The sequence below is a fragment of the Streptomyces sp. Edi4 genome (genome assembly GCF_040253615.1).
Lineage (GTDB): Bacteria > Actinomycetota > Actinomycetes > Streptomycetales > Streptomycetaceae > Streptomyces.
In genome coordinates, this window is sequence record NZ_JBEJGY010000004.1 from 3,636,849 (window position 1) to 3,660,418 (window position 23,570).

15 protein-coding genes, 1 tRNA gene and 1 pseudogene are annotated in these 23,570 nt (G+C 72.9%); 8 read left to right on the top strand and 9 right to left on the bottom strand.

Annotation, left to right across the window (positions count from 1 at the left end; all coding sequences use genetic code 11):
• Window positions 1-7: 7 nt before the first annotated feature.
• The 4 genes from ABR738_RS18540 to ABR738_RS18555 all read left to right on the top strand — a co-directional run bounded on the left by ABR738_RS18540 (window position 8) and on the right by ABR738_RS18555 (window position 8,192).
• Window positions 8-2,950, top strand: a complete 2,943-nt coding sequence (locus ABR738_RS18540) for an NHLP bacteriocin export ABC transporter permease/ATPase subunit (RefSeq protein ID WP_350231102.1) — start codon at window positions 8-10, stop codon at window positions 2,948-2,950.
• Window positions 2,951-2,990: 40 nt separating this feature from the next.
• Complete coding sequence (locus ABR738_RS18545; protein ID WP_350231103.1) at window positions 2,991-3,323, top strand: YciI family protein; 333 nt, start codon at window positions 2,991-2,993, stop codon at window positions 3,321-3,323.
• A gap of 75 nt (window positions 3,324-3,398) precedes the next feature.
• A complete protein-coding gene (locus ABR738_RS18550; protein WP_350231104.1) occupies window positions 3,399-5,426 on the top strand; it encodes a carbamoyltransferase C-terminal domain-containing protein in 2,028 nt (675 codons plus the stop codon).
• Window positions 5,427-5,462: 36 nt separating this feature from the next.
• The gene (locus ABR738_RS18555; protein ID WP_350231105.1) at window positions 5,463-8,192 is read left to right on the top strand and encodes an AAA family ATPase; all 2,730 of its coding nucleotides are present in this window, start codon (window positions 5,463-5,465) and stop codon (window positions 8,190-8,192) included.
• A gap of 211 nt (window positions 8,193-8,403) precedes the next feature.
• Here ABR738_RS18555 and ABR738_RS18560 read toward each other — a convergent pair whose 3' ends face one another.
• The 3 genes from ABR738_RS18560 to ABR738_RS18570 form a co-directional block, all read right to left on the bottom strand.
• Window positions 8,404-9,348, bottom strand: a complete 945-nt coding sequence (locus tag ABR738_RS18560) for a hypothetical protein (protein WP_350231106.1) — start codon at window positions 9,346-9,348, stop codon at window positions 8,404-8,406.
• A gap of 103 nt (window positions 9,349-9,451) precedes the next feature.
• Entirely contained in the window at window positions 9,452-10,045 is a 594-nt protein-coding gene (locus ABR738_RS18565; protein ID WP_350231107.1) for a hypothetical protein, read from the bottom strand.
• Window positions 10,046-10,074: 29 nt separating this feature from the next.
• A complete protein-coding gene (locus ABR738_RS18570) occupies window positions 10,075-10,332 on the bottom strand; it encodes a hypothetical protein (protein WP_350231108.1) in 258 nt (85 codons plus the stop codon).
• Between the two features lie 491 nt (window positions 10,333-10,823).
• Between ABR738_RS18570 and ABR738_RS18575 the strand changes: the two genes are divergently transcribed.
• Entirely contained in the window at window positions 10,824-11,801 is a 978-nt protein-coding gene (locus ABR738_RS18575; protein ID WP_350231109.1) for a LuxR family transcriptional regulator, read from the top strand.
• A 381-nt stretch (window positions 11,802-12,182) separates the two neighbouring features.
• Here ABR738_RS18575 and ABR738_RS18580 read toward each other — a convergent pair whose 3' ends face one another.
• Both ABR738_RS18580 and ABR738_RS18585 read right to left on the bottom strand, forming a co-directional pair.
• Complete coding sequence (locus ABR738_RS18580; RefSeq protein WP_350231110.1) at window positions 12,183-12,917, bottom strand: hypothetical protein; 735 nt, start codon at window positions 12,915-12,917, stop codon at window positions 12,183-12,185.
• Window positions 12,918-13,264: 347 nt separating this feature from the next.
• Window positions 13,265-13,867 carry a TetR/AcrR family transcriptional regulator gene (locus tag ABR738_RS18585; protein ID WP_350231111.1) on the bottom strand — a complete coding sequence of 201 codons (603 nt, stop codon included), beginning with the start codon at window positions 13,865-13,867 and terminating at the stop codon, window positions 13,265-13,267.
• 108 nt (window positions 13,868-13,975) lie between these two features.
• Between ABR738_RS18585 and ABR738_RS18590 the strand changes: the two genes are divergently transcribed.
• From ABR738_RS18590 to ABR738_RS18600, 3 genes and pseudogenes are all read left to right on the top strand, one after another.
• Window positions 13,976-15,196: an alpha/beta hydrolase family protein gene (locus tag ABR738_RS18590; RefSeq protein WP_350231112.1), complete on the top strand. Its 1,221-nt coding sequence runs from the start codon at window positions 13,976-13,978 to the stop codon at window positions 15,194-15,196.
• Window positions 15,197-15,274: 78 nt separating this feature from the next.
• Window positions 15,275-15,951 (top strand): annotated as a pseudogene (locus ABR738_RS18595) (UbiX family flavin prenyltransferase).
• 56 nt (window positions 15,952-16,007) lie between these two features.
• A complete protein-coding gene (locus ABR738_RS18600; protein WP_350231113.1) occupies window positions 16,008-16,298 on the top strand; it encodes a hypothetical protein in 291 nt (96 codons plus the stop codon).
• 250 nt (window positions 16,299-16,548) lie between these two features.
• On the opposite strand, the gene ABR738_RS18605 is transcribed toward ABR738_RS18600, so the two are convergent.
• From ABR738_RS18605 to tmk, 4 genes are all read right to left on the bottom strand, one after another.
• Window positions 16,549-16,622, bottom strand: a tRNA-Thr gene (locus ABR738_RS18605).
• 95 nt (window positions 16,623-16,717) lie between these two features.
• Window positions 16,718-18,277, bottom strand: a complete 1,560-nt coding sequence (locus ABR738_RS18610; protein WP_350231114.1) for an alpha/beta hydrolase — start codon at window positions 18,275-18,277, stop codon at window positions 16,718-16,720.
• A gap of 428 nt (window positions 18,278-18,705) precedes the next feature.
• Window positions 18,706-19,911: a DNA polymerase III subunit delta' gene (locus ABR738_RS18615; protein ID WP_350231115.1), complete on the bottom strand. Its 1,206-nt coding sequence runs from the start codon at window positions 19,909-19,911 to the stop codon at window positions 18,706-18,708.
• Between the two features lie 274 nt (window positions 19,912-20,185).
• Window positions 20,186-23,521 (bottom strand): dTMP kinase, encoded by a 3,336-nt coding sequence (gene tmk / locus ABR738_RS18620; RefSeq protein ID WP_350231116.1) that lies wholly within the window; start codon window positions 23,519-23,521, stop codon window positions 20,186-20,188.
• Between the last annotated feature and the right edge of the window lie 49 nt (window positions 23,522-23,570).

Sequence of the window (23,570 nt, forward strand, 5' to 3'; positions counted from 1 at the left end):
AGGCAGCATGACCATCGCCCCGCCGCCGGCCGGCGCCGAGCTCATGCCGTTCCTCACCGAGCGGGCCACCCCCGTCGAGCTGACGGCCGACCGCTTCCTGCGCTTCGACGACATCCGCCGGGTGGTCGTGGTGGAGTCGGGCGCGGTCGATCTGTTCGCGGTCGAGATGCGTGACGGCGTGCCACGGGGGCGCTGGACCTATCTGAACCGGGTCGAGCGCGGCGCCATCCTGATCGGCACGCCCTATGGCCCCCACCACCGCATCGTGGGCCGCCCGGTACTCGGCTCGCGCCTGTCCCACCTGCCGTTCTCGCACGTCGAGTCGTTGTCGGGACCGGCCGGGCAGGCGCTGCCCGAGGCCGAGTTCCGGGCCACCGTCGAGCAGTTCGTACGCGGCGTCGAGCAGGGCATCGTGGCCCTCGCCGAGGCGCTGCGCGGGGTGCTGCCGCCACGTGAGTTCGTACCGCTGGCGACCGGCGCCGCCACCGAGGCCGCCGACGGCGAGGCGATCCGGTCGGTCGACGGGGTGCGCTGGGTCCTCATCGAGGAGGGCCACGTCGAGATGGTGGAGGGGGTGGCGGGCGAGATCGGCCCCGGCACCGACATCTGCGTCACCGAACGCGACTGGCTCATCGCCCACGGCTTCACCCGGCTGCGCTCGCGCTCCGTGCAGGAGCTGCTGTCCAACGGGGAGCTGTGGGGCCGCTGGGTGACCCACGCGGCCCGGCTCCTGTATGTGATCGACCGCCGGGTGGAGCGCGGACGGCTCGCCGAGCGCGAGGCGCTCGAGCGCCGGCGCGCGCGGGACAAGTCCACCATGGCGCGCGCCGCTCTTGGCTTCGAGTCCGTCATCCGCGACACCGAGGCCCGTATCAAACTGGCCGAGGTGGCCGCCGATCCCACCACGCTGGCCGCCGCCCGTCTGGTCGCGTCCCACCAGGGCTTCACCGTCAGGGCGCCGGTCGCGGGCAGCGGACACGGCCGGGACACCACCGAGCTCCAGGCCATCGCGCTCGCCTCCGGCGTGCGCACCCGAACGGTCCGGCTGGACGGGACCTGGTGGAAGCAGGACCTCGGCCCGATGATCGGCTTCCGCAAGATCGGCGACGTGCCGGTGGCGCTGCTGCCGATCGGCCGGGGCTACGTCGTCGCCGAGGGGGCCCGGGTCACCCCGCTCACCCGCGAGGCGGCCGACGAACTCACCAACCAGGCAACGGTGTTGTACCGGCCGCTGCCCGCGACGGTGAAGACGATCGGCGCTCTGCTGCGCTTCGGCTTCCGCAACAACCGCCGCGATCTGTGGACCTTCGCCGTGATGGGCGTCGCCGTCTCCGTGATCGGGCTGCTCGTGCCCATCATGACGGGCGCGGTGCTCGGCACGTTCGTCGCCGAGGCCCGGCGCGACCTGATCGTCCAGGGCGCCTGCGTGGTGATCGCCTCCGCCCTGGTGGTGGCCGCCCTGTCCATCCTCCAGAACATCGCCGTCCTGCGGATCGAGAGCCGGTCGACTGCCGCGATGCAGGTCGGCATGTGGACCAGGCTGCTTTCGCTGCCCGCGTCGTTCTTCTCGCGCTACTCCACGGGCGAGCTCGGCACCACCGTCCTCGGCATCAGCACCGCCCAGGAGATGCTGTCCGGGATGACGACCACGGCGGCCCTCGGGCTGCTCACAGGCCTGGCCAACCTGGCCCTCGTGTACTTCTACAGCGTGTGGCTCGCACTCCTTGCGACCGCTCTCGTCCTGGCCGGCGGGGCGTTCGCCATGGTCGCCGGGTACTTCGAGGTGCGCTGGCAGCGCCGCCTCTACCAGCACGAGCAGCGCATGTCCTCGCGGGTGTTCCAACTCCTCACCGCCATACCGAAGTTGCGGGTGACCGCGGCCGAGGAGCGGGTGTTCGGCGTGTGGGCGGAGCAGTTCACCAAGGGCCGCTCCCAGGCCGCCTCCGCGCGCCGCGTACAGAACATGGTCACCACCTTCAACGCGGCCTACCCGGTGCTGTGTTCAGCCATCCTGTTCGCCGTGGTCGGCGGCCCGCTCGGTGGCAGCGTGCCGGTCGCCGCCTTCCTGTCCTTCTTCGCCGCGTTCAACCTGCTGCTCGCCGCCTCCCTGCAATTCACCGCCGCCGCCATCGTCGCGATGGGCGTGGTGCCGATGCTGGAGGAGCTGCGGCCCATCCTGGAGGCCGAGCCCGAGGTCAACGACGTCCAGGCCGACCCCGGCGACCTCTCGGGCCGGGTCGCGCTCTCGCATGTGACGTTCCGCTACAAGGAGGACGGGCCGCTGGTCCTCGACGACGTCGACCTGACGGTGGAACCGGGTGAGTTCGTGGCGCTGGTCGGGCCCTCGGGCAGCGGGAAGTCGACGGTGCTCAGGCTGCTGCTCGGCTTCGAGCAGCCGAGCGCCGGTTCGGTCCTGTACGACGGCCAGAACCTCGCGGAGCTCGACGTCTCGGCGGTGCGGCGCCAGTGCGGGGTGGTGCTCCAGCACGGGGCGCTGCTCGCGGGCAGCATCAAGACCAACATCGTCGGCAGCGGCAGCTACACCGTCGAGGACGCCTGGGCGGCCGCCGAGATGGCCGGGATCTCCGCCGACATCGAGGCGATGCCGATGGGCATGAACACCGTGCTCTCCGAGGGCACCAGCACCCTGTCCGGCGGCCAGCGCCAGCGCCTGATGATCGCCCGCGCGCTGGTGGCACGGCCCCGCATCGTCTTCTTCGACGAGGCGACCAGCGCGCTCGACAACCCCACTCAGAAGATGGTCGCCGAGTCCACCCGCCGGCTCAACGCGAGCCGGGTCGTCATCGCCCACCGCCTCTCCACCGTCGCGGACGCCGACAAGATCGTCGTCATGGACGGCGGCCGGGTGGTCCAGGAGGGCCGGTACGAGGAACTGCTCGCCGACTCCGCCGGCCTCTTCGCCCGGCTCGCCCAGCGCCAGATGTCCTGAACGACCCCGCATTTCCTACTGGTTGACCTGAGGAGATCCCGTGGAATTCGCGCTGCTCATCTTCGGCGAGGAGAAGAGCTGGGACCGGATGCCGGAGCAGGAGCGCGCGGAGCGGTTCGCCGCCAACCGCGCGTTCGGCCGGGCGCTGGCCGAGGCCGGGGTGAGCGTGCGCTACGGCGCCCGGCTCGCCCGCCCCGACGTCCTTCAGGGCGAGGCCAGGTCCGGTGAGGGCGTCCTGGAGCTCGGCGGCCTGTGGCTGATCGAGGTGGCCACCGAGGAGGAGGCCCTGGAGTGGGGCGCCAAGGTGCCGGCCGGACCCGGCAACCGGGTCGAGGTGCGCCGCTGCGACCGGCCGGGCCCGGCCGGCCCCTGACCGCGCCCCGGCCCGCCCGATGGCCGGAGCGGCGCCAACCTACCTGTGCAGCAAGCGAGTTGAAGGGAACGCACCATGGCTGAACACCCCGCGACCCACTACCTGTCCTGCTATCTGACCCCGCCGGGCCCGGGCGCGGTCTTCTCCGTCCGGCACGACCAGAACGTGGCCCTGTGGCGCCGCCGCGGGACGACGGTGGAGCTCGTACGGGTCTGGGAACTGGAGCGCGTCAGCGGGCAGAAGCACCACTTCTGGCCGCTGTACACGGCCGCGCGCGCCGAGGCGTTCCTCGGCGCGCTCCTCGCCGAGGAGGGCCTGACCCTCGCCGACATCTCCGTCAGCTGGGGCACCCCCGGCCTGCCGGCCGCGCGGCCCGTGCCGGTGCCCCCCGGCGCCGGTGACTTCCCCGTGCACAGCCTCGCGCACCTGTTCAGCGGCCTGATGACGGACACCGCGCTGTTCAGGCGGGAGAAGATCGTCGCGATGGCGATCGACGCGCTGCCCGACTACGTCCAGGACGGCGGCCCGACCCGCTACTGGTACGCGGGCGCCGTCGCCGACCGGGGCGCCCTCACCTTCGCCCCCGTCGAGTCCCCGGCCCCGCTCTACACCGCCGCCGAGACCCTGTTCGGGCAGGAACCCGGCACCCTGATGGCACTCGCGTCGGCCAGCACCACCGAGATCCGCTTCGACGCCGAGGCCGCGGTCGCCCGGATCGCCCTGTACGGCGGCCAGGTGCAGCCGTGGAAGGAGGCCTTCGCCCTGGTGCGGTCCGTCGTGGAGGCGGCCGAGGCCCAGCTCGGCTCGGTACGGCTCGACCCCGCGTTCTCACGCGAGGAGAACCTGCGCAGCGCCGCCATGAAGGTGGTGCAGCGCTGCTCGGAGCTGGTCGCCGTACGCAATGTGGAGCACCTGCTCGCCCTCGGCGGCCTGCGCGCCGAGGAGTGCTATCTGTCCACCAGTGGCGGCTACGCCCTCAACTGCCCCACCAACACGCTCCTGATGGACCGCTTCGGCTTCCGCGGCCTGCTCACCCCGCCCTGCGCCAACGACTCGGGTCAGGGCATCGGGCTCGGCCTGCTCGGGCTGCACGGCACCGGCGTCCTGGACGAGGCGGACCTGCGGGTGGAGTCGGCGTACGTGGGGCGCGAGGTGGGCGGCGTGCGGGACGCGCTCGCCGAGTTCGCGCCCTGGATCGTCTCGGACGAACCCTTCGACGAGGACCGCTTCGTGGCCGACGTGTCCGGCTCGGTGCTCGCCTGGGTCGACGGGCGCGCCGAGATCGGGCCGCGCGCGCTCGGCCACCGCAGCCTCATCGGCGACCCGCGCTCCACCGAGGTCAAGGACCTGCTCAACGGCCACAAGCAGCGCCAGTGGTGGCGGCCGGTGGCGCCGGTGGTGCTGGCCGAGCACGTGGGCGAGTGGTTCTCCAGCGACCGCGACTCGCCGTACATGCTGGAGGCGGTCCAGGTACGCCCCGAGGTGGCCGGGCGGGTCCCGGCGATCCTGCACCTGGACGGCTCCGCCCGCCACCAGGTCGTGCACCGGGAGACCAACCCCCTGCTGCACCGGGCCCTTTCGGCCTTCCGGGACGCGACGGGGGTGCCGATCCTGTGCAACACCTCGCTCAACGACCGGGGCGAGGCGATCGTGGACACCGCCGCCGAAGCGCTCACCTTCTGCGTGCGCAAGGGCATCAAGGTCCTTTACCTGTGCGGGCGCCGCGTCGAACTGCGCGTCGGGGATCCGGAGTTGGACGCCCTGGTGCCGGAAGGGCCGCGTCCGCGCGCGGTGGGGTTCTTCACCGGCCAGGAGGAGGACCGGGACACGATCTGGCAGGAGTGGCTGGACCAGGGCTACACCGTACCCGGCATGTTCCTGCTCGCCCGCTCCCCCGAACTGCGCGCCGAGGGGGAGCTCGCCACGCCCGAACGCGTCAACCTGCTCGCCGGATACCGCGCCACCGTCGACCCGTCGTTCGCCGGTCTCGCCGAGAACTTCCGGCGCACCCACGGCCCCGGCGCCTCGTTCACCGACCCCTCGACGCTGACCGGCGCCTTCGGTGTCATCAACACCCTGCGAAAGGGCGGAAGTTCCGCATAATTGGACTCATTGTTGACCTCACTGACGGGGGCGGACGTGGTAGCAGTCGACGGGGGAGCCAAAGGCGGGCCGCGGGGACCGGCGGGACTGCTGCACCGGGACGAGGAGCTGGACCTGCTCGACGGGACCATGGCCGAACTCGCCGAAGGGCGCTCGTCGGTGGTGGCCATCCACGGCCCGCGCGGCATCGGCAAGACCGCGCTGCTGCGGGCCGCGCTCGCCCGGGTGCCCGGCCAGGCGGTCGTCCTGCGGGCCCGCTGCCACGAGAGCGAGCGGGGCTTCCCCTACGGCGTGGTGCGCCAGCTCTTCGACCGGCTGCTCACCCGGCCGGGGCGCACCGGGCCCGGCGGCCTCGAACTGCGCCCGGCCGCCCGCGCGGGAGCGGGCGGCGCCGAGGTGCACGAACAGCTCCAGGACCTCTTCCAGGCGGCCCGCTCGCTGTCCGACGGCAAGCCCGTGGTGATCGCGGTGGACGATCTGGGCTTCGCCGACCAGGAGTCGCTGGCCTGGCTCTCCTACATCGTGCGCCGCCTCGACGGGCTCCCGCTCGCCCTGGTCTTCACGGCCGACCCGGACGCGCACGACGCGGCGCCCGCCGAGTCCGGCGCGCCCGCGCACACCCGGCTGCTGCGGCCGGGGCCGCTGTGCGAGAGCTGCGCCGCGCAGTGGATGGCGGGGGCCTTCGGTGCGCCCCTCGACACCGAGCTCGCCGCCGCCTGCCACACCCTCTCGCTCGGCAACCCGCTGGTCCTTCGGGAGCTCACCGACCGGCTGCTCGCGGCCGGTGTCTCGGCCGGCTCCCCCGACCAGAGCGCCGTCCTGGAGATCGGCGCCGCCACGCTGTCGGACACCACGGTGGAGTGGCTGAGCCGGCGCCACCCCGCGGCCGTGGACCTCCTCGCCAACCTGGCCGTGCTTGGGCCCGGCGCCGACATCGCGACGGCGGCGGCCCTCGCCGACCAGGGCGAGTTCGAGTCGGCGCTGGCCGGCGAGGAGCTGCGCCGCAGCGGGCTCATCGACCCGGGTCCGCCGCAGCGCTTCCGGCACGAGCTGGTGCGCACCGCGATCCTCTCCCGCATCGACCCGAAGACCCGGCTCGACCTGCACGCCCGCGCGGCGGCGCTGCTGCTGCGGCTCGGCGCCCCGGCCGCGCAGACCGCCGAGCACCTGATGTCGGTGGGCGCGAGCGGCCGGGCCTGGGCGCTGCCCATCCTGCGCACCGCCGCGCGCGAGGCCGCCGCCGGCTCCGACTGGACCAATGCCGCCCGCTATCTGCGCCGGGCGCTGGCCGAGTCAGCCGACCCCGAGGTCGTCCTCGCCGTCACCGGCCAGCTCGGCGCGGTCGAACTGCACCGCGACGTGGCCGCCTGCGCGCGTTACGCCGCGACCGTGGCCGCCTCGATCCGCCCCCCGGCCGAACGGGCCCGCGCCCTGCTGCCGTTCGCGGGCCCGGTCCTCACCCTGGACTCCTCGATGGCCGCCCACTCCTTCGTCGAGGCCGCCACCGCTCTGGAGGCCGGTCACGGCGGTGAGGCACCGCTCGCCCTGCGGCTGCCGCTCGCCACCCAGGCCCTGCTGGCCGGTCACCGGGGCACCGCACACCGCACGCTGGCCGCGCTGCGCCGCTCACCGGACACGCACACCGCCGCGCCCGCATTCCTCGGTGCGCTCGCCGCGCTCACGGCGGCCGGCGGCCGCTTCCCGCGCCGGGCCCAGCGGCTCGCCGAGCGGTGCGCGGACGCGGCCGCGCTGATCGGCGTCGACACCGGCGCGCCGGGCGCCGCCCTCGCGCTCGCCTGGACCGGCCGCGCCCCGGACGCCGCCGCGCTGGCCGACCGGACCGTCCTGACCGCGCGCGGCGCCGCCCGCCCCGGGGAACTCGCGCTCGCTCTGATCGTGCGCGCCGACATCGCGCTGCGCCTGGACCGTACGGCGGCGGCTCTCGGCGACGCCAGGGAAGCGCTGCGGCTCGCCGAATCCGTACGGGCGGCGGGTCTCGCGGCCGCGGCCGCCGCCTGCACCGCCCGCGCCCTGGTGCGCAGGGAGCAGCACGAGGCGGCGGCCAAGGTGCTGGCCGGCTCGCCGCTCCCGGCCGGCGCGCACCCGTTGATCCGGGCCCAGTTCCTCCAGGCGCGGGGACTGGTGGCGGCCGGCCGGGGCGCGCACGGGGAGGCATTGCAGCTCTTCCTGGAGTGCGGCCACGCGCTGGCCGCGCGCGGCATGGCCAACCCGGAGTGCGTACGGTGGCGGGCCGACGCCCGGCGCGCGTACGAGGAACTGGGCGAACCGGAGGCCGCGCTGGCGATCGCGGAGGCGGAGCCGGTGGGGGTACGGCCGGGGGGTGCGGGGGGTGCGGGTGCGGGCGGTGCGGGCTCGGGTGTGGCCGCTGGGACTGGTGCGGCCACGTGGTCCGGTGGGGCCGGGCCTGGAGGGGCTGGGCTCGCGGGTGCGCCCGGGTCGGGCGATGGGGGGCCGGGTGAGCCGCCCGAGGACGGCCGGGGTGGCCCTGGCAGCACGCCGTCCGCCCACGCGCCGGGCATCGGGAACGGCATGAAGCGGAGGGCGGGCCTGACCGCGAGCGAGCGGCGCGTCACGGATCTGGTGCTCACCGGGCTCAGCAACCTGGAGGTGGCCGAACGCCTCTTCCTCAGCAAGCGGACGGTCGACACCCACCTGGGCCGGATCTACCGCAAACTGGAGATCCGGGGCCGGGCCGAACTGGCGCAGGCGCTAAGGGAGTTGAACGACCCCACGAACCCCGCCTGAAGACGCCCCACGCAGGCCGCCACAAGTCCCGTTCACGGGCGCGGGGAACTACGCCCCCAGCCACGCGCCCCCCGCACATGAAGGTCACCCGGGCCGCCACAAGTCCCGTCCAGGGGCGCGGGGAACTGCGCGCCCAGCCACGCGCCCCCGCACATGAAGGCGGCCCGCAGACAGGCCGAGTATGCCCACGCGGGCCGGGGCGAGGGGCCGCTCAGATGCGGAGGGGGTCCATCGCCCGCGCCCGGCCCACGGCACCGGCACCGGCACCCGCAGCCGCACCCGCGTCAAAGCCGGCGGACGCGTCAAAGCCGGCGCCCGCGTCGAAGCCGGCGGACGCCGAAGCCGTCACCTGGTCGTCGATCAGCCAGGCCGCCTCCTCGGCGCCGCCCGAGCCCGGCATGTCGACGCGGAAGGAGGTGAGCGCGGCCGTCTCGGCGGCGGCCTCCGGCGGCCAGACGGCAGGCCCCTCGTGCGCGGGCGCCACCCGGACCGTCTCACCCGGCGCCCGGCACAGCCGCACCAGAGCCGGCGGCCCGAGCCTGGCCCGCACGGGCACCACCGCGCCCAGACGCTCGGGCCGCACCTGGAGCACCCCGTCGCTGATGGCCGACGGGCGCCGGTGCCAGGTCCCCTCGGGCAGCGCGTCCGTGTTCACCGCGGCCGCCGAAGCACCGTAGAACTCCAGCGGCACCAGGTACGGCATCGTGTGCCCCACCATCCGGTCCACCACGAGGAGTTGACCCGAGACGAACTGCCAGGAACGCTGGGCGAGCGCGAGGGCCACCTCGGCGCGCGGCGCGTAGGGGCTGCCGAGCAGCGCGACGCTGGCCGGCCCCTTCGCCAGGACCACGGCCGGGGCGATCCAGAACCGCCGGGCCAGCGCGGCGAAGGGCGGCACCGGCGGCGGCACGTTGGTCCAGGCCCGGAAGGTACGGCGCAGCATGGGCGTACCGTTCGCGCCGGACACCACGAACTGGGCCGCGCCGTCCGGGCGTTCGGGCCCGAGGTCGACGTGGAGCCGGTCGGCGCCGCGCGGTTCGGGGATCAGATGCGGGGCGAAGCGGAAACGCAGGGCGGCGAGCTGGGAAGCGGCGGTGACCGTGATCCCGATGCCGAAGAACTCGGCGCACAGCGATTCCCCACCGGTGATTTTCATGCCGCTCTCCTGTCCGGTCCGGCGTCCGGCTCCGGGTATGCGTGACCCGGCCCGGTATCCGGTGGGTGACCGGGTCCGGTACCGGGTACGGCCGGGGTGGTGTTCAGGGTTTGGGCCACAGCAGGCGCACGATCGCCTCGGCCGGGTAGGGATCGACGCCGTCGCCCGCGCCCTTGGAGTCCGTGGGGTCGGCCGGCTCCACGACGTGCAGCTCGACGCGGCTGGCGGGCGGCAGCCGCACGCCGGGCCGGACGGCGCCCGCCGCGCCGGGACCCCCGAGGAGCACGACGCGGCCGGGCCGCCCGGTGGCCCGCATGGACTGGGCTACGGCCCAGGTCAGCCGGAGCGAGGTGGGCACGCCGGGCCACGGGGCGTCCGGGTCGGCCGGTAACGCGGCGAGTTCGGCCGCGTCGACGGGCGAGAGATCGACCAGCGCGTCCAGCGGCCCCACGTCGGTGGCGAGGTCCACGAGGAGCCTCGCGATGTCCTCGATGTCGCCCGGCCTGCTGTGGAAGGGCAGGGCGAGCACCCCGGACGCCGTGAGGTCGCGGCACAGATAGGCGGCGCTCACCGGTTCGGGCGCGCAGACCGCCACCGTCGCGCCCAGGTTGCCCAGGCTCGCCGTGACGTCCCGCGCGGTCCTGGTCGCCGCGCTGGCGACCAGGACCGACGGGGAGATGGAGAAGGGGTGCGGCACTGGTGCTTCCCTCGGGTAGGCGGAGCGGATCAGTCGCGTACGGCGGTGGGCTTGCCGTCCCAGCGGAAGTCCACGTCGACGACGGTGGACCGGCCGGACTGCCCGGCGGTCGCGGCGTCGACGGTCCGTCTCGCGGTGGTGTCACGGCCTGCGGGGCCGGCATCGTGGTGGCCGCCGCCGAACAGCGACGACGCTCCGAGCACGAGGCCCAGCAACAGGACGGCCGCCGTGCAGGCGATGGCGGTGAGCTGGGCAGCGGCGTGGCGTGCGGTGGACCGGTTACGCATGTGAATCCCCCTGGTTCCTCGCGGGTGCGGTGGCGGTCGCCGGCCCCTGCCGGTGCTTCGCCTCGGATCGTGTCGCCCCGCGCGCCGGCCGGAACTCAACGGCCCGGCGTCTGGCGACACCCATAGAAAACACCGGAGCCGGTTATTCAGGCCCGGCTCCGGCGAGCCAGGAAGCTGCCGGGCATGAAGCTGCCGGAAGGGAGGGCAGCGGGGCGCGTGGGGTCCTGCGCGCCCCTCGGGCAAGCGGCAACCACGCCAACTCGGGCTCGTATCAGCGGATTTCGTACTAGCATTGCCCGACCTCGAGGTCGGGCACGGCCGTCGATCCTGCGGCCGCCCGGAACCGGGGCGTCCTGCGCGGCCGGGGAACGTCCCGCGGCGGGCGGGACGCGACGGTCCGCGAACGCGCAGATGGGTGGTGCCGCGGACCGGCGGGGCCAGGGGGCGGGTCCGTCGGGTCGACGGCCGGGGACAGGGGTTGCACTGTGGGGATGCCTGCTGAGCTGGATCAGGATTCGCTGGCGGTCTACCGCGCGATCCTGCTCCATCAGGAACAAGCGGTGCCCGAGCTCGCCAAGTACCTGGCGATGCCCGAGGAGCGGGTCACGAACGCGGTGGACCGGCTGATCGCCCTGACGCTCCTCAAACCTTCCTGGGACCGGCCCGGCAGCCTGCGCGCGGTGAGCCCGGCGCTCGGCCTCGAGGTCCTGGTCCAGGCGGAACAACGCGAACTGGCCGCCCGGCAGTGGCGCATCGAGCAGCACCGGTCGGCGCTCGCCGCGCTGGCCGCGGAGTACTCGGCGCAGGGCGCGTCCGGCGGCCTGACCGGCACCGAACGCCTGGTGGGGATGGACCAGATCCGTACCCGTCTGGAGATGCTGTCGCAGGAGTGCCGCGCCGAAGCGCTCGCCTTCCACCCCAGCAATGTGCTCTCCGTCGAGGGCACGGAGGCGGCGCAGCCGCTCAACCAGCGCGCCCTCGACCGCGGCGTCACCTTCCGCAGCATCTACCTGGACAGCATCAGCAAGGAGCGGGCCACTCTGCAGTACGTCCGCTGGGTGAAGGAGCGGGGCGGGGAGATCCGTACCGCGCCGTCCCTGCCGATGCGGCTTTTGATCGTGGACGGTGTCTCGGCGGTGGTCGGCGAGGGGTTCGAGGGGGGCCGGCCGACGGCGCTGGTGCTGACCAACCGGGCGATCGTGGCGGCGATGACGGCGCTGTTCGAGTCGTACTGGGAACACGCCACCCGGCTCGGCACACCCGCCCCGCCCCGCAACGGCGGCCTGACCCCGCAGGAGCACGAGCTGGTACGCCTGCTGGCATCGGGCGCGAAGGACGACGCGATCGCCCGCACCCTGGGCATCGGCCTGCGCACGGAACGCCGCATGGTGGCCGAACTGGCCGACCGCATCGGCGCGTCGAGCCGTTTCGAGTTCGGCGCGAAGGCGGCGCGAGCGGGCTGGATCTGAGGGACGCGGGACCTACGCGGGGGCTGGGGAGGGGCCGGTGCGGTTACTGCCCCAGCCCCCGAGCGCCAAGGGGCGGCCTGTCCTGGCTGCCCGTCGCGTTCGTCCTGGTTCCGGTAGTGCCGGCCGTGGCCTCGGCCGCCCCCCCTCGCCGAGACCGTGAACTCGCTCCCGGCCTTCTCGCCGACCCGCTCTACTGGACACCTGGTCTTCCGCCCGGACTGGGAGGCCGTCCTGACACCGCCCGGCAACCTACGCGGTGGAGTCGGCCCTGCGTGCCGCGCTCAGCGCTCCGCTCCACGTCGCCGAGACGGACGCCGCAGCCAGCAGGATGGTGGACATTGCCTCCCTGGAAGTGGAAAGCCGGCAGAGCGCTGCCTGTTTCTAGCCCTTTTCGGTGCCCAGCGCGCCCGTAACCCGCGCTGCCAGTTTCTTCGCGGTCGCGAGGCCGTTGTCGTGGCCGGCCGTGGACAAGACCGTCACCACGGCCGTGCCCCGGCGCACCGCGATCAATGTCGAACCGTTCTGCCAGGCCGGGTCGGTGAGCGTCACGGTGTACGCCTCGTCGCCGAGGCCGGTGGTCGCCGCGCCCTTGACCTTGACCATCGTCTTCGTGTCGGTGTCCTTGAAGGTCGGGCAGGCAGCGGTTGCCTTCGCCAGGTGCTGGAGAACGGTCGCGGCGTTCGTTCCCCTGAAGACGTCGATCTCCTGGGCGATTTCGGCGGAGGTGTTCTTGTTCGCGTAGTCGTTCTGGGCGAAGGAGACACCGCCGTCTCCGGTGACGGTTATCCAGCCGGTACCGGAGAACTTGGTGCAGTCCGGCTTGCTCGGAGAGACCGGCGAGTTGCTCGGCTCCTGGTACATGGGCCCCGAGTCGCGCACCCCGGCACCGTCCACCGCGTAGCCGGCACCGAAGAACGAAGCGGGGGCCAGGGCCTCCTTCAGCTGACTGCCGGTCGCCAGGCCCGCGTTGGGGTCCTCGGCGGCCTTGGGGGTCCCTGGAGGGGTGGCCGGCTTCGCGGCACCCGCGGACGCCGAGCTGCCCGACGAACAGGCGGTCAGGGACAGCGGAAGCGCCGCGACGACGAGGAGGGCAGCGGTAGTGGGTATCCAACGCATGGAGAACCTTCTGAGGCTATGAGAGATGTGCCCGGCCGGAGAGGCTGGAGGACGAACCGCGACCATGAGGGCGCAGAGGGATCCATTGCGCACCGCCGCGTCCTGCCCATGAACGGCATGACTGTGCAGCGCCGTCCCGAACGGCGTGATGCACAGAACGGGAGCAGTGTTCCCTTCGCTTGTCGAGCGGATAGTACTGGAGGGCCTACGGTCTTGTTGCGGCGGAGGTGCGCGGCATGTCCACGCCCCGTTCCAGCCGTCTGCGGCCACCCACCCGGCATCGGTTTCCGCCGCACCCCGCCCCATGAGGACGTAGCGTCACCACCACCGACCACGGAACGGATCCGTCAGGTCGACGCACCCGGGCCGGGACCACTTCCGGTGCTGAGCAGGCGGTCGACGAGGAGTTCGGAGTAGCCGGTGGCGGGCAGGTCGATGCCGAAGATCGCCCGGATGTAGAAGGGCGCGATCAGCTGGTCGAGGATCTGCTCCAGGGGCGGCGGGTTCTCGCCTCGGGCCGTGGCGCGCCGGCGGATCTGCTCGATGGAGTGCATTCGGCGCTGGAAGTGCTGCGCACGCTCGGCCTGGGCCTGGGTGCTGTTCGGCATGGACAGGATGACGGCGCGCACGAGGGCGCGTCCTTCGGGTGTGCGGATGCTCGCGGCGCTGGCTTCGGCCCATACGAGAAGGTCGCCGCGCAGGGTGCCGGTGTCGGTCAGCGGTGAGTCGCGCTCCAGGCGGGTGGTGACCATGTCGGCCAGGAGCGCGTCGAGGCTGCCCCAACGCCGGTAGACGCTGCTGTGGTTGACGCCGGCGCGTTGGGCGATCGCGGGGATGTTGAGGTCCTCGCCCTCCGGGTCGCAGAGCAGGTCGATGACCGCCTGGTGGACGGCCGTGCGGACCTGCGCGGGGCTCTTGCGGATGCGTTCGACGGGTGGTTTCGCAGTCACCTTCCCATCATAAGCGTTAAGCACAGATGTTTGCTTCGCGCCCTCTGATGGGTCTACAGTTCCCGCCGTAAGCACAGATCAGTGCTTACGGCGAGCGGAGTGTGTGCGATGAAGCAGCTGCTGTTTCCGAACAACATCCAGTTCTGGTACGAGACCCTGCGGTCGATGAGCCACATCGCCTATGGCGGCGCGGACTTCGGCGAGGTCGTCTCGACCGGTGAGCGGATCACCGAGGGCGATTACGACAGCTGGTACACCGAGTGGGCGGCCACCGCGGACCGGGTGTCCGCCGAGGCCGAGAAGGCGCTGGCGGCCGGCCACGAGATCAGCGCACGGGACGGGTTCCTGCGGGCGTCGAACTACTACCGCTCGGCGGAGTTCTTTCTGCACGGCAACCCGTGCGACCCCCGCCACGACGACGCCTACGACCGCAGTGCGGCCTGCTACCGGGCGGCGGCGGCGCTGTTCACCCCGGTCATCGAGCCGATCTCCATCCCGTACGAGGGCACCACCCTGCCGGGTTACCTCTACCGCGTCGACGACTCCGGGACACCGCGGCCGACGCTGATCATGCACAACGGCTTTGACGGCACCGCCGAGGAGTTGCACTTCTTCGGGGCGATGGCCGGTGTCGAGCGCGGCTACACCGTGCTGGTCTTCGACGGCCCCGGCATGCCCGGGCCGCGCCACCACGAGGGTCTGGTCTTCCGCCCCGACTGGGAGAACGTCATCACCCCCGTCGTGGACTTCGCCGAAACCCTCCCGGAAGTCGACAACAGCCGTATCGCGCTCCTCGGTATCAGCATGGGCGGGGTCCTCGCGCCCAGGGCCGCCGCGTTCGAGCACCGTCTGGCCGCGCTGGTCGCCGTCGACGGCCTCTACGACCTCGGCGAGACCTCCGCGCGCAACATCCCCGGCACCCGCGAGGAGGCCGAGCGGCTCCTTCGCGCGCGGTCCGCTCCCGAACTCGACGCCGCCATGGCGCAGCTCATGACCGCGGACCCGATCGCACGCTGGGCGATCAACCACGGCATGTACGTCATGGGCGTCGACACCCCCCGGGCCTTCAACGCCTCCTACCTCGACTACACCCTCGCCGGCGGCATCGCCGAACAGATCCAGTGCCCCACCCTCGTCTGTGACGCCGAGGAGGACATGTTCTTCAAGGGCCAGCCCGAACAGCTCTACGACCACCTCACCTGCCCCAAGACCCTCATGGTGTTCACCGCCGAGGAGGGGGCCGGCGCCCACTGTCACCCCGGCGCCATGCGCCTGTCCCAGGCCCGCGTCTACGACTGGCTCGACACCACCCTCAGGGCGACCGCCTGAGAGCGGACGACCCGGCGCCGTGACGGGGCCCGGCCCGCGGACCATCCATCGACTGATGGCACACATGGGGAGACAGAAGTGCGTCTGATCGTCGGAATGACGGGAGCGACCGGCTCCGTACTGGGAGTCCGGCTCCTTCAGGAACTTGGGCGCCATCCCGATGTGGAGACGCACCTGGTGCTGACGCGCTGGGCGCGGGCCACCGTCGAGCTGGAGACCGGGATGAGTGCCCGCGACGTCGCGGCTCTGGCCGACGTCACCCATTCCCCCGACGACCAGGGGGCGTCCATCGCCTCCGGTTCGTTCCCCGCCGACGGGATGGTGGTCGTCCCGTGCAGCATGAAGAAGCTCGCCCAGATACGCACGGGGTACGCCGACGGCCTGGTGGCCGTGCCGCGGACGTCACGCTCAAGGAGCGCCGCAAGCTCGTCCTCGTCCCCCGCGAGATTCCACTGAGCGAGATCCACCTGGACAACATGCTCAGCCTGGCCCGCATGGGCGCCGCCATCGTGCCGCCCATGCCCGCCTTCTACAACCACCCCGCCACCGTGGACGACATCGTCGATCACATCGTGGCGAGGATCTGCGACCAGTTCGCCATCGACTCGACACGGGCCCGGCGCTGGGAAGGCATGCATGCCGCAGCCACCACGCGCCCGCCGGCCCTCCAGCGGAACCAGCGCCGGACCAGCGAAGGAACCACACCCATGAACCACCACAAGGATCTCCGGGAGCACATCGCGAGGTTGCGCTGAGGAGTGCACCAGGTGCCAAAAGCCCTGTTGAGAGCCGCACGGATACCGTGCGGGACATGAGCGAGGAGGTGGAGCGTACGGCGGCCCACCGGGAACCCCAGCAGGCGCGCAGCGCCGCGACCCTGGCCCGCGTCCTGCGGGCAGGAACGTACTTCCGCACGGCTCTCACGCCGCAGGGGCTCGGCACCCGCGTCATGGATCACATCACTGCGGCGGCCGGCCTGCCTGGCGTAGCGATGACGCCTAGCCCGAGCGACACCTTCGGCGCGATCTGGACCGGCTGCACGCGTTCTACCGACGCCTCGACTTCGTCACCCGCACCAGGCGCGGTGAGATCGGCGCCGTGAATCCGACCGAAGCCCTACCAGCCGGCAATGCCGGCCGAAGGATTGCAGGGACGGAACAACAACGAAGCCGCCATCCGCCCGCCCCGACGAAGCTCCCGGCCACCGCCGCTGCAGGCCATTTGCACGTCTGGCCACAGGTCGGCCACCGTGGGCCACCTGGGGGAACCCCTGGACTGACACACCGACAGGAGTTAGGTCACGGAATGGAAAAAGCCCCAGGTCACGGCGAGTGAGTCCTGGGGCTGATCCGAGCCGCCTTCGGGATTCGAACCCGAGACCTACGCATTACGAGTGCGTTGCTCTGGCCAACTGAGCTAAGGCGGCACCGCTCTGCGCACCATGGTGCGAGCAGCAGCGTCGCCAAGTCTACACAGTTTCTGGAGTGGTCCTGACCATGGCCGGGGCGGGGGCGGCACCGGCTACGAGCAGCGCTTTCCCTTGGCCGGCGGGGTGCCGTCCAGGAGGTAGGTGTTGATCGCGGTGTCGATGCAGTCGCTGCCTCGGCCGTACGCGGTGTGGCCGTCGCCCTCGTAGGTGAGCAGGGTGGCGGAGGAGAGCTGGCCCGCCAGGGACTCGGCCCACTTGTACGGGGTGGCCGGGTCGCGGGTGGTGCCGACGACCAGGATCGGTGCGGCGCCCTTCGCCTCGATGCGGTGGGCCGACCCGGTGGCCTTGACCGGCCAGTACGCGCAGTTCAGGCTCGACCACGCGAAGCCCTCGCCGAAGACCGGCGAGGCCTGTTCGAAGGAGCGCAGGGACGCCGTCACCTCGGCCGGGCCGGCGAAGGACGGCGGCAGGTCCAGGCAGTTCACGGCCGCGTTGGCGAACATGAGGTTGGCGTACTTGCCCTTCGCGTCGCGCTCGTAGTACGAGTCCGCCAGCGCCAGCAGGCCCGCGCCGTCGCGGTTCATGGCGTGGGCCAGGGCGGTCCGCAGCTCGGGCCACGCCGCCTGGTCGTACATCGCGGCGATCACACCCGTGGTGGCCAGGGCTTCACCGAGCTGTCGGCTCTGGCCGGTGGGGACCGGCTTGGCGTCCACGGACTTGAAGAACGTCCGCAGCCGGTCCGACGCGTCCTCCACGGACTCGGTGCCCAGCGGGCACTCCTTCTGCTTGACGCAGTCGGCGGCGAACGACTTGAAGGCCGTCTCGAAGCCCGCGGTCTGGTCGCGGTTCATCTCCAGGGACGAGATCGAGGGGTCCATCGCGCCGTCCAGGACGAGCCGGCCGACGCGGGCCGGGTAGAGCTCGGCGTAGGTGGCGCCGAGGAAGGTGCCGTACGAGGCGCCCACGTAGTGGAGCTTCTGATCCCCGAGCACCTGCCGCAGGATGTCCATGTCGCGGGCCGCCTCGACCGTGGACACGTGCGGCAGAATCGTGCCGGACTTGGTCTCGCAGCCGTGCGCGAAGTCCTTGAACGCCTTGGTCAGGGCGGCCTGTTCGGCCGCGTCGTCGGGGGTCTGGTCGACCTCCGTGTACGCGTCCATCTGCGGGCCCGTGAGGCATTCGACGGGCTCGCTGCGCGCCACGCCGCGCGGGTCCATGGCCACCATGTCGTACTGGGCCCGTACCGGCGCGGGGTATCCGAGGCCCGCGTACGACTGCAGATAGCCGATGGCGGAGCCGCCCGGGCCGCCCGGGTTGACCATGAGCGATCCGATGCGATTGCCCGGGCCGGTCGCCTTCACGCGGGCCACCGCGAGCTTGATGGAGGCACCCGCCGGCTTGGCGTAGTCCAGCGGCGCCTTCATCGTGGCGCACTCGAACTTGGCGACCCCGCACGCTCGCCACGTCAGCTTCTGCGTGGTGTAGGGGGCGAGGTCTTCGGCGGACGGCGCGTCGGCCGGGCCCGCCTTGATGGCGGCGTGCCCCGAGGCGTTCGCGGACGTGGACGAACTGCCCGACGAACAGCCGGAGATGAGCAGCCCGGCGGTCGCGACGGCGATGGCTGAAGTACGGAGCAGGCGCCTGGAGTCCATCTCCGGAGCGTAGCCGTCCGGTGACGCGTTACACGCCGTGCGCGGCTCGTACGGGTGAACCCGTCGACCCGGGCTCACCGTCGGGCGCCGGGGCGGCAGCGGCCGTCGGGGCGGGGCGGGGCAGCGGCCGTCGGGCCTGCGCGCGTTGGGCGCATCGGACCGGCCACGGCCGACCGGGGCACTCGCCAGCCCACAGCGGCGCTCGGCGGCCAACCGGGGCGCTCGGTCAGCTGCTCGGTCCACCGCGTCGGTCAGTTCCCCCGGTTGACCGGCCGGGTCGGCCCGCCCCGCTCGGCCCGTCCTGGTCGGCCCATCTCGCTCGGCCCGTCCGCTCTCGCAACCCCCGCTCGCTCAGCTCGCTCGGTCAACCCCGCTCGGTCAACTCCGCTCGCTCAGCCCCGCTCGGTCAGCCCGTTCTGCCCGCTCGGTCAGCCCGTTCTGAGGGACAAGGTCATCGCCTCCATCGCCAGGAGAGGGGCCACATTGCGGTCGAGCGCGTCGCGGCAGGCCAGGATCGACTCGATGCGGCGCAGGGTGCGCTCGGGGCCCGAGGCGCGGGCCACCCGGTCGACCGCGTCCCGTACGTCCTCGTTGGCGATCGCCACCCCCGTGCCCAGTTGCAGCGCGAGAACGTCGCGGTAGAAGCCGGTCAGCTCGGTGAGCGCGAGGTCCAGGCTGTCGCGCTGGGTGCGGGTCTTGCGGCGCTTCTGCTTGTCCTCGAGCTCCTTCATCACGCCGGCCGTGCCCCGTGGCATGCGCCCGCCGGCGACTTGGCCCATCGCCGCCTTGAGCTCCTCGGTCTCCTTGACATCGACCTCCTCGGCCATCTGCTTGGCATCCTCCGCCGCGGTGTCCACCAGCTCCTGCGCGGCCTTGAGGCAACCGCCCACGTCGTCGACCCGCAGCGGCACCTTCAGGACCGCGGCCCGCCGGGCCCGGGCCGAGGCGTCGGTGGCCAGGCGGCGGGCCCGGCCGATGTGCCCCTGGGTGGCACGGGCCGCCGCGTACGCCGCCCCCGGCTCGATGCCGTCGCGCCGGATCAGCACATCGGCGACCGCCTCGACCGGCGGTGTGCGCAGGGTGAGGTGACGGCAGCGGGACTTGATGGTGGGCAGCACATCCTCCAGGGAGGGCGCGCAGAGCAGCCACACCGTGCGCGGGGCGGGCTCCTCCACGGCCTTGAGGACGGCGTTGGCCGCCTGTTCGGTGAAGCGGTCGGCGTCCTCGACGATGATCACCTGCCAGCGGCCGCCGGACGGCGACATCTGGGCACCGCGCACCAGCTCACGGGTCTGCTTGACACCAATGGTGAGGCCTTCGGTGGTGACCACCGTGACATCGGCGTGGGTGGCGATCAGAGCCGTATGACAGCCGTCGCAGAATCCGCAGCCCGGTACGCCGCCGAGCGCGCGGTCCGGGCTGACGCACTGGAGGGCGGCCGCGAAGGCGCGGGCGGCGGTGGGGCCGCCGGAGCCGGGCGGGCCGGTGAACAGCCAGGCGTGCGTCATCTTCGACGCCTCGGGGCGTGGCTGACCGGAACGCTCGGCGGTGACGAGCGCGTCGGCGTCCCGGGCGGCGGCACCAAGCTGCTCCTGCACGCGTTCCTGGCCCACCAGGTCGTCCCACACGGTCATCCGCTGCCCCTCCGTCCCTCCGTCACTGCTGCGCCCATTGTGCGCCACCCCACTGACAGCGGGCGCCAGAGCGCGGAACGCCGCAGGTCGGACGGGCGATGGGTCGGCCGCCTTGGCGTGGCACTGAAAACTGTAGAAAATCCGGGGGCCCAAAACGATCGTGCTGGCACGCAATGTGGTCTGCGTGCCAGCACGAATGCCCGGCGTACGGGCAGCCTCGCCGGGCGAGGGCCGCCCCGCTCAGGGGCGCCGCCAGCTCAGCGGCGCCGGCAGCTCAGCGGCGCCGCCCGCCCCGCGGGTTGTCCTCGTCGCCCTCGTGCGGACCCAGGAGCTCGTCCGCCAGCGAGGGCAGGTCATCCAGAGGGGTCTCCTCCGCCCACTCCGGACGGGGGCGCGGGCGCTCCTTGCCGGTGGCCGGATCGATCTGGGGCAGCTCGCGGGTGCGCTCGTTGCCTCCGTCATCGTGGTGGCCCGCGCCGTGCTCGTCGCGGAACAGGCCGGGCGGCACCCGGTCCGCCGGATCGCCGCCGCGCACCGCGGGCAGTACCGTCGTCTCCTCGGCGTCGCGCACCGGAGGCAGCACCGCCGTCTCCTCGGCGTCGCGCGGGGCCCGGCGCCCGGCGTTCCGGTCCGTGTTCCGGCCGGTGCCGCGCGCCCTGCCCGCCGCCGGGTCCTGCACCGACGGCAGCACGGTGGTCTCCTCGGCGTCGCTGCCGCGTCCGGCCGGGGCCCCGGCGGCGCCCGTCGCGTCGCGCGGCTCCGGCTCGGCCACCGGCACGGGCTGGGTGACCTCGTCGGGTTCGGCGACCGGCACCGGCTGGGTCACCTCGTTGGGGCTGATGACCGGAGTGGTCACGGTGACCTCGGACTCCGATTCGGACGCCGGGCCGGACGGGCCGGCGTCGCCTGTCCCGTCGGCCGGACCCCGCGAACCCGAGCCGGCCGGGCCCGTCGAACGGGACGCCGTCGTCGCGCCGGCCCCGGTCTCCCTGGCGGCCGCCTTGGCCGCCGCCGCCGCGGCGGACTCCGCCAGGCGACGGGCCTCCTCGGCACGCAGCAGCGCCGCCTCGGCCTTGCGCTGCTTCTCCAGGCGGCGCGCCTCCGCCTCGGCCCGCAGCTTCGCCTCTTCCTCCGCCTGCTTGCGCAGGCGTTCCTGCTCGGCCTCGCGCGCCTTCTCCTCGGCCTCGCGCCTGACCCGCTCCTCCTCGGCGAGCCGCCTGGCCTCCTCGGCCCGTCGGCGGGCCTCCTCCGCCTTGCGCTCCTCCTCCAAGCGACGCGCCTCCTCCAGCTCGCGCCGCTTGCGCTCCTCTTCCTCGGCGCGCAGCTTGGCGAGCTGAGCCTGGCGCTCGCGCTCCAGACGCTCTTCCTCCGCCTTGCGCGCGGCCTCTTCCTCGGCGCGCTTCCTGGCCTCTTCCTCGGCCTTCTTGCGCGCCTCCTCCTGGGCCCTGATCTCGGCCTCGGAGAGCGGCAGCATCCGGTCGAGCCGGTGGCGTACGACCGTGGTGACGGCCTCGGGCTCCTGGCCCGCGTCGACCACCAGATAGCGGGAGGGGTCGGCTGCGGCGAGGGTGAGGAAGCCCGACCTGACCCGGCCGTGGAACTCGGGCGGCTCCGACTCGAGCCGGTCGGGCGCCTCGGTGAAGCGCTCACGAGCCGCTTCGGGCGAAACATCGAGCAGAACGGTCAAATTCGGTACAAGACCGCCAGTTGCCCACCGGTTGATCCGGGCGATTTCGGTCGGAGACAGATCACGACCGGCCCCCTGGTAGGCGACGGAGGAGTCGATGTAGCGGTCCGAGATGACGATGGCGCCACGCTCAAGGGCGGGGCGCACCAGCGAATCGACGTGCTCCGCGCGGTCGGCCGCGTACAGCAGCGCCTCGGCGCGGTTGGACAGGCCCGCCGACGACACGTCGAGCAGGATCGAACGCAGCCGCTTGCCCACCGGCGTGGCGCCGGGCTCGCGGGTCACCACGACCTCGTGGCCCTTGGCACGGATCCACTCGGCGAGCGCTTCGGCCTGCGTGGACTTGCCCGCCCCGTCGCCGCCCTCGATGGCGATGAAGAATCCGGTCGCGGCCGGAAGCTGCTCGGGGTCGGCACCGCGCAGCGCGTCCACCAGATCGCGTCGCAGTGGCACGCCCTGGCGGTCGTCCGCCTTCGCGAGCACGACGGCGGCCAGCGGCAACAGCAACGCGCCGACCAGCATGAGTGTGAACCCGGCGCCGCCGTGCGCGAAGACGAATGAGCCCGACTCGACCCGGTGGCTGCCGATGGCCGCGGCGAGCAGCGGCGCGACGATGGCGCCGAGTCCGACCGAGACCCGTACGACCGCCTGGAGGTGGTCGCCGACGCGCGCCCTGCGGTACTCCTCGGTCTCCTGGTCGATCAGTACGTGCCCGGTGTTGGCGGCGACACCGGCGGCGACGCCCGCGACCAGCGCGATGAACAAAACCGTCGCGAGGTCGGGCACCAGGCCCATGGCCAGCAGCGCGACCCCGGTGACCGTGACGGCGAACGACAGCAGCCGTCGGCGCGAGAGCACTGGAAGGACCTTGGCGGCGCCACGGATGCCGAGCACCGTGCCGCCGGTCAGGGCGAGGACGAGCAGGGCGAACGCGGCCGGGCCGCCGCCCAGGTCCACGGCGTGCAGCACGGCCACGGACGCGGCCGCGGCGATGGCGCCGGCGACCGAGGCGGACGCGAGCACCAGAAGCGGCAGCGCGCCGGTGCGTCCCTTGTCGGGGCCGTTGCCGGTACTGGGCCTGCGCAGCCCCTCCAGAGGTGAACGGGCGCGCGGCGTCTGGGTGTCCGGGAGTTCGAGCAGGGCGACGACGGAGATCGACGCGGCGAAGAGCCCGGCGGCGAGGTAGGAGGCGAGCGCGGCCTGGTGCAGTTTGAACCAGTCGACGCCCGTGCCCAGCAGGTTGCTGATGAGGGCCGCGACGAGCAGGGCCGCCGCGCCCAGGGGGATCGCCACGAAGGCCGTACGCAGTGACAGGCGCCGCAGCGCGCCGAGATGGTCGGGCAACGGCCGGACGGCGGCGCCCTCCAGGGGCGGCGCGGGCAGCAGCGCGGGCGCCGCGCTCTCCTTGGTGACCGTCCAGAGCCGTTCGGCGACGCCCACGAGGAAGGCGGTGACAAGGATGAGGAGCAGGGCGTGGGACGGCGTCCAGTCGATCCACAGCGGGGCGACGATCAGGAGCGCGGCCCGGACGCCGTCGGCGCCAACCATGGTCCAGCGCCGGTCGAGCGGGCCGTTCGGCGCGGTGAGCGCGGAGACCGGGCCGAGCAGCACGGCGCCGAAGAGCACCGTCGCGAGCGCCCTGGCTCCCAGCACCGCGGCGACGGCGAACGCCGCCCCCCGGTAACCACCCCCGAAGGACTGCTGGGCCAGCGCGGCCTGCAACCCGAGCAGCAGCGTGACGAGCACGGCGAGCACGTCGCCGATCCCGCCCACGAGCTGCGCGCTCCACAATCGCCGCAGCGTGGGGATGCGCAAGAGGGCGCGTACCGCCCGTTCGCGTGAATCCGCTGCCAGGGCTTCGGAGATGGGACTCACTCCCCCTGATCCTTCAGAGCTTGGGTGCTGCTCGGCTCCTCGCGTCATCCGCCCAGCCTATCCGGAGCGCCCCGGTCCCGGCGGGGGTGCCCGAACA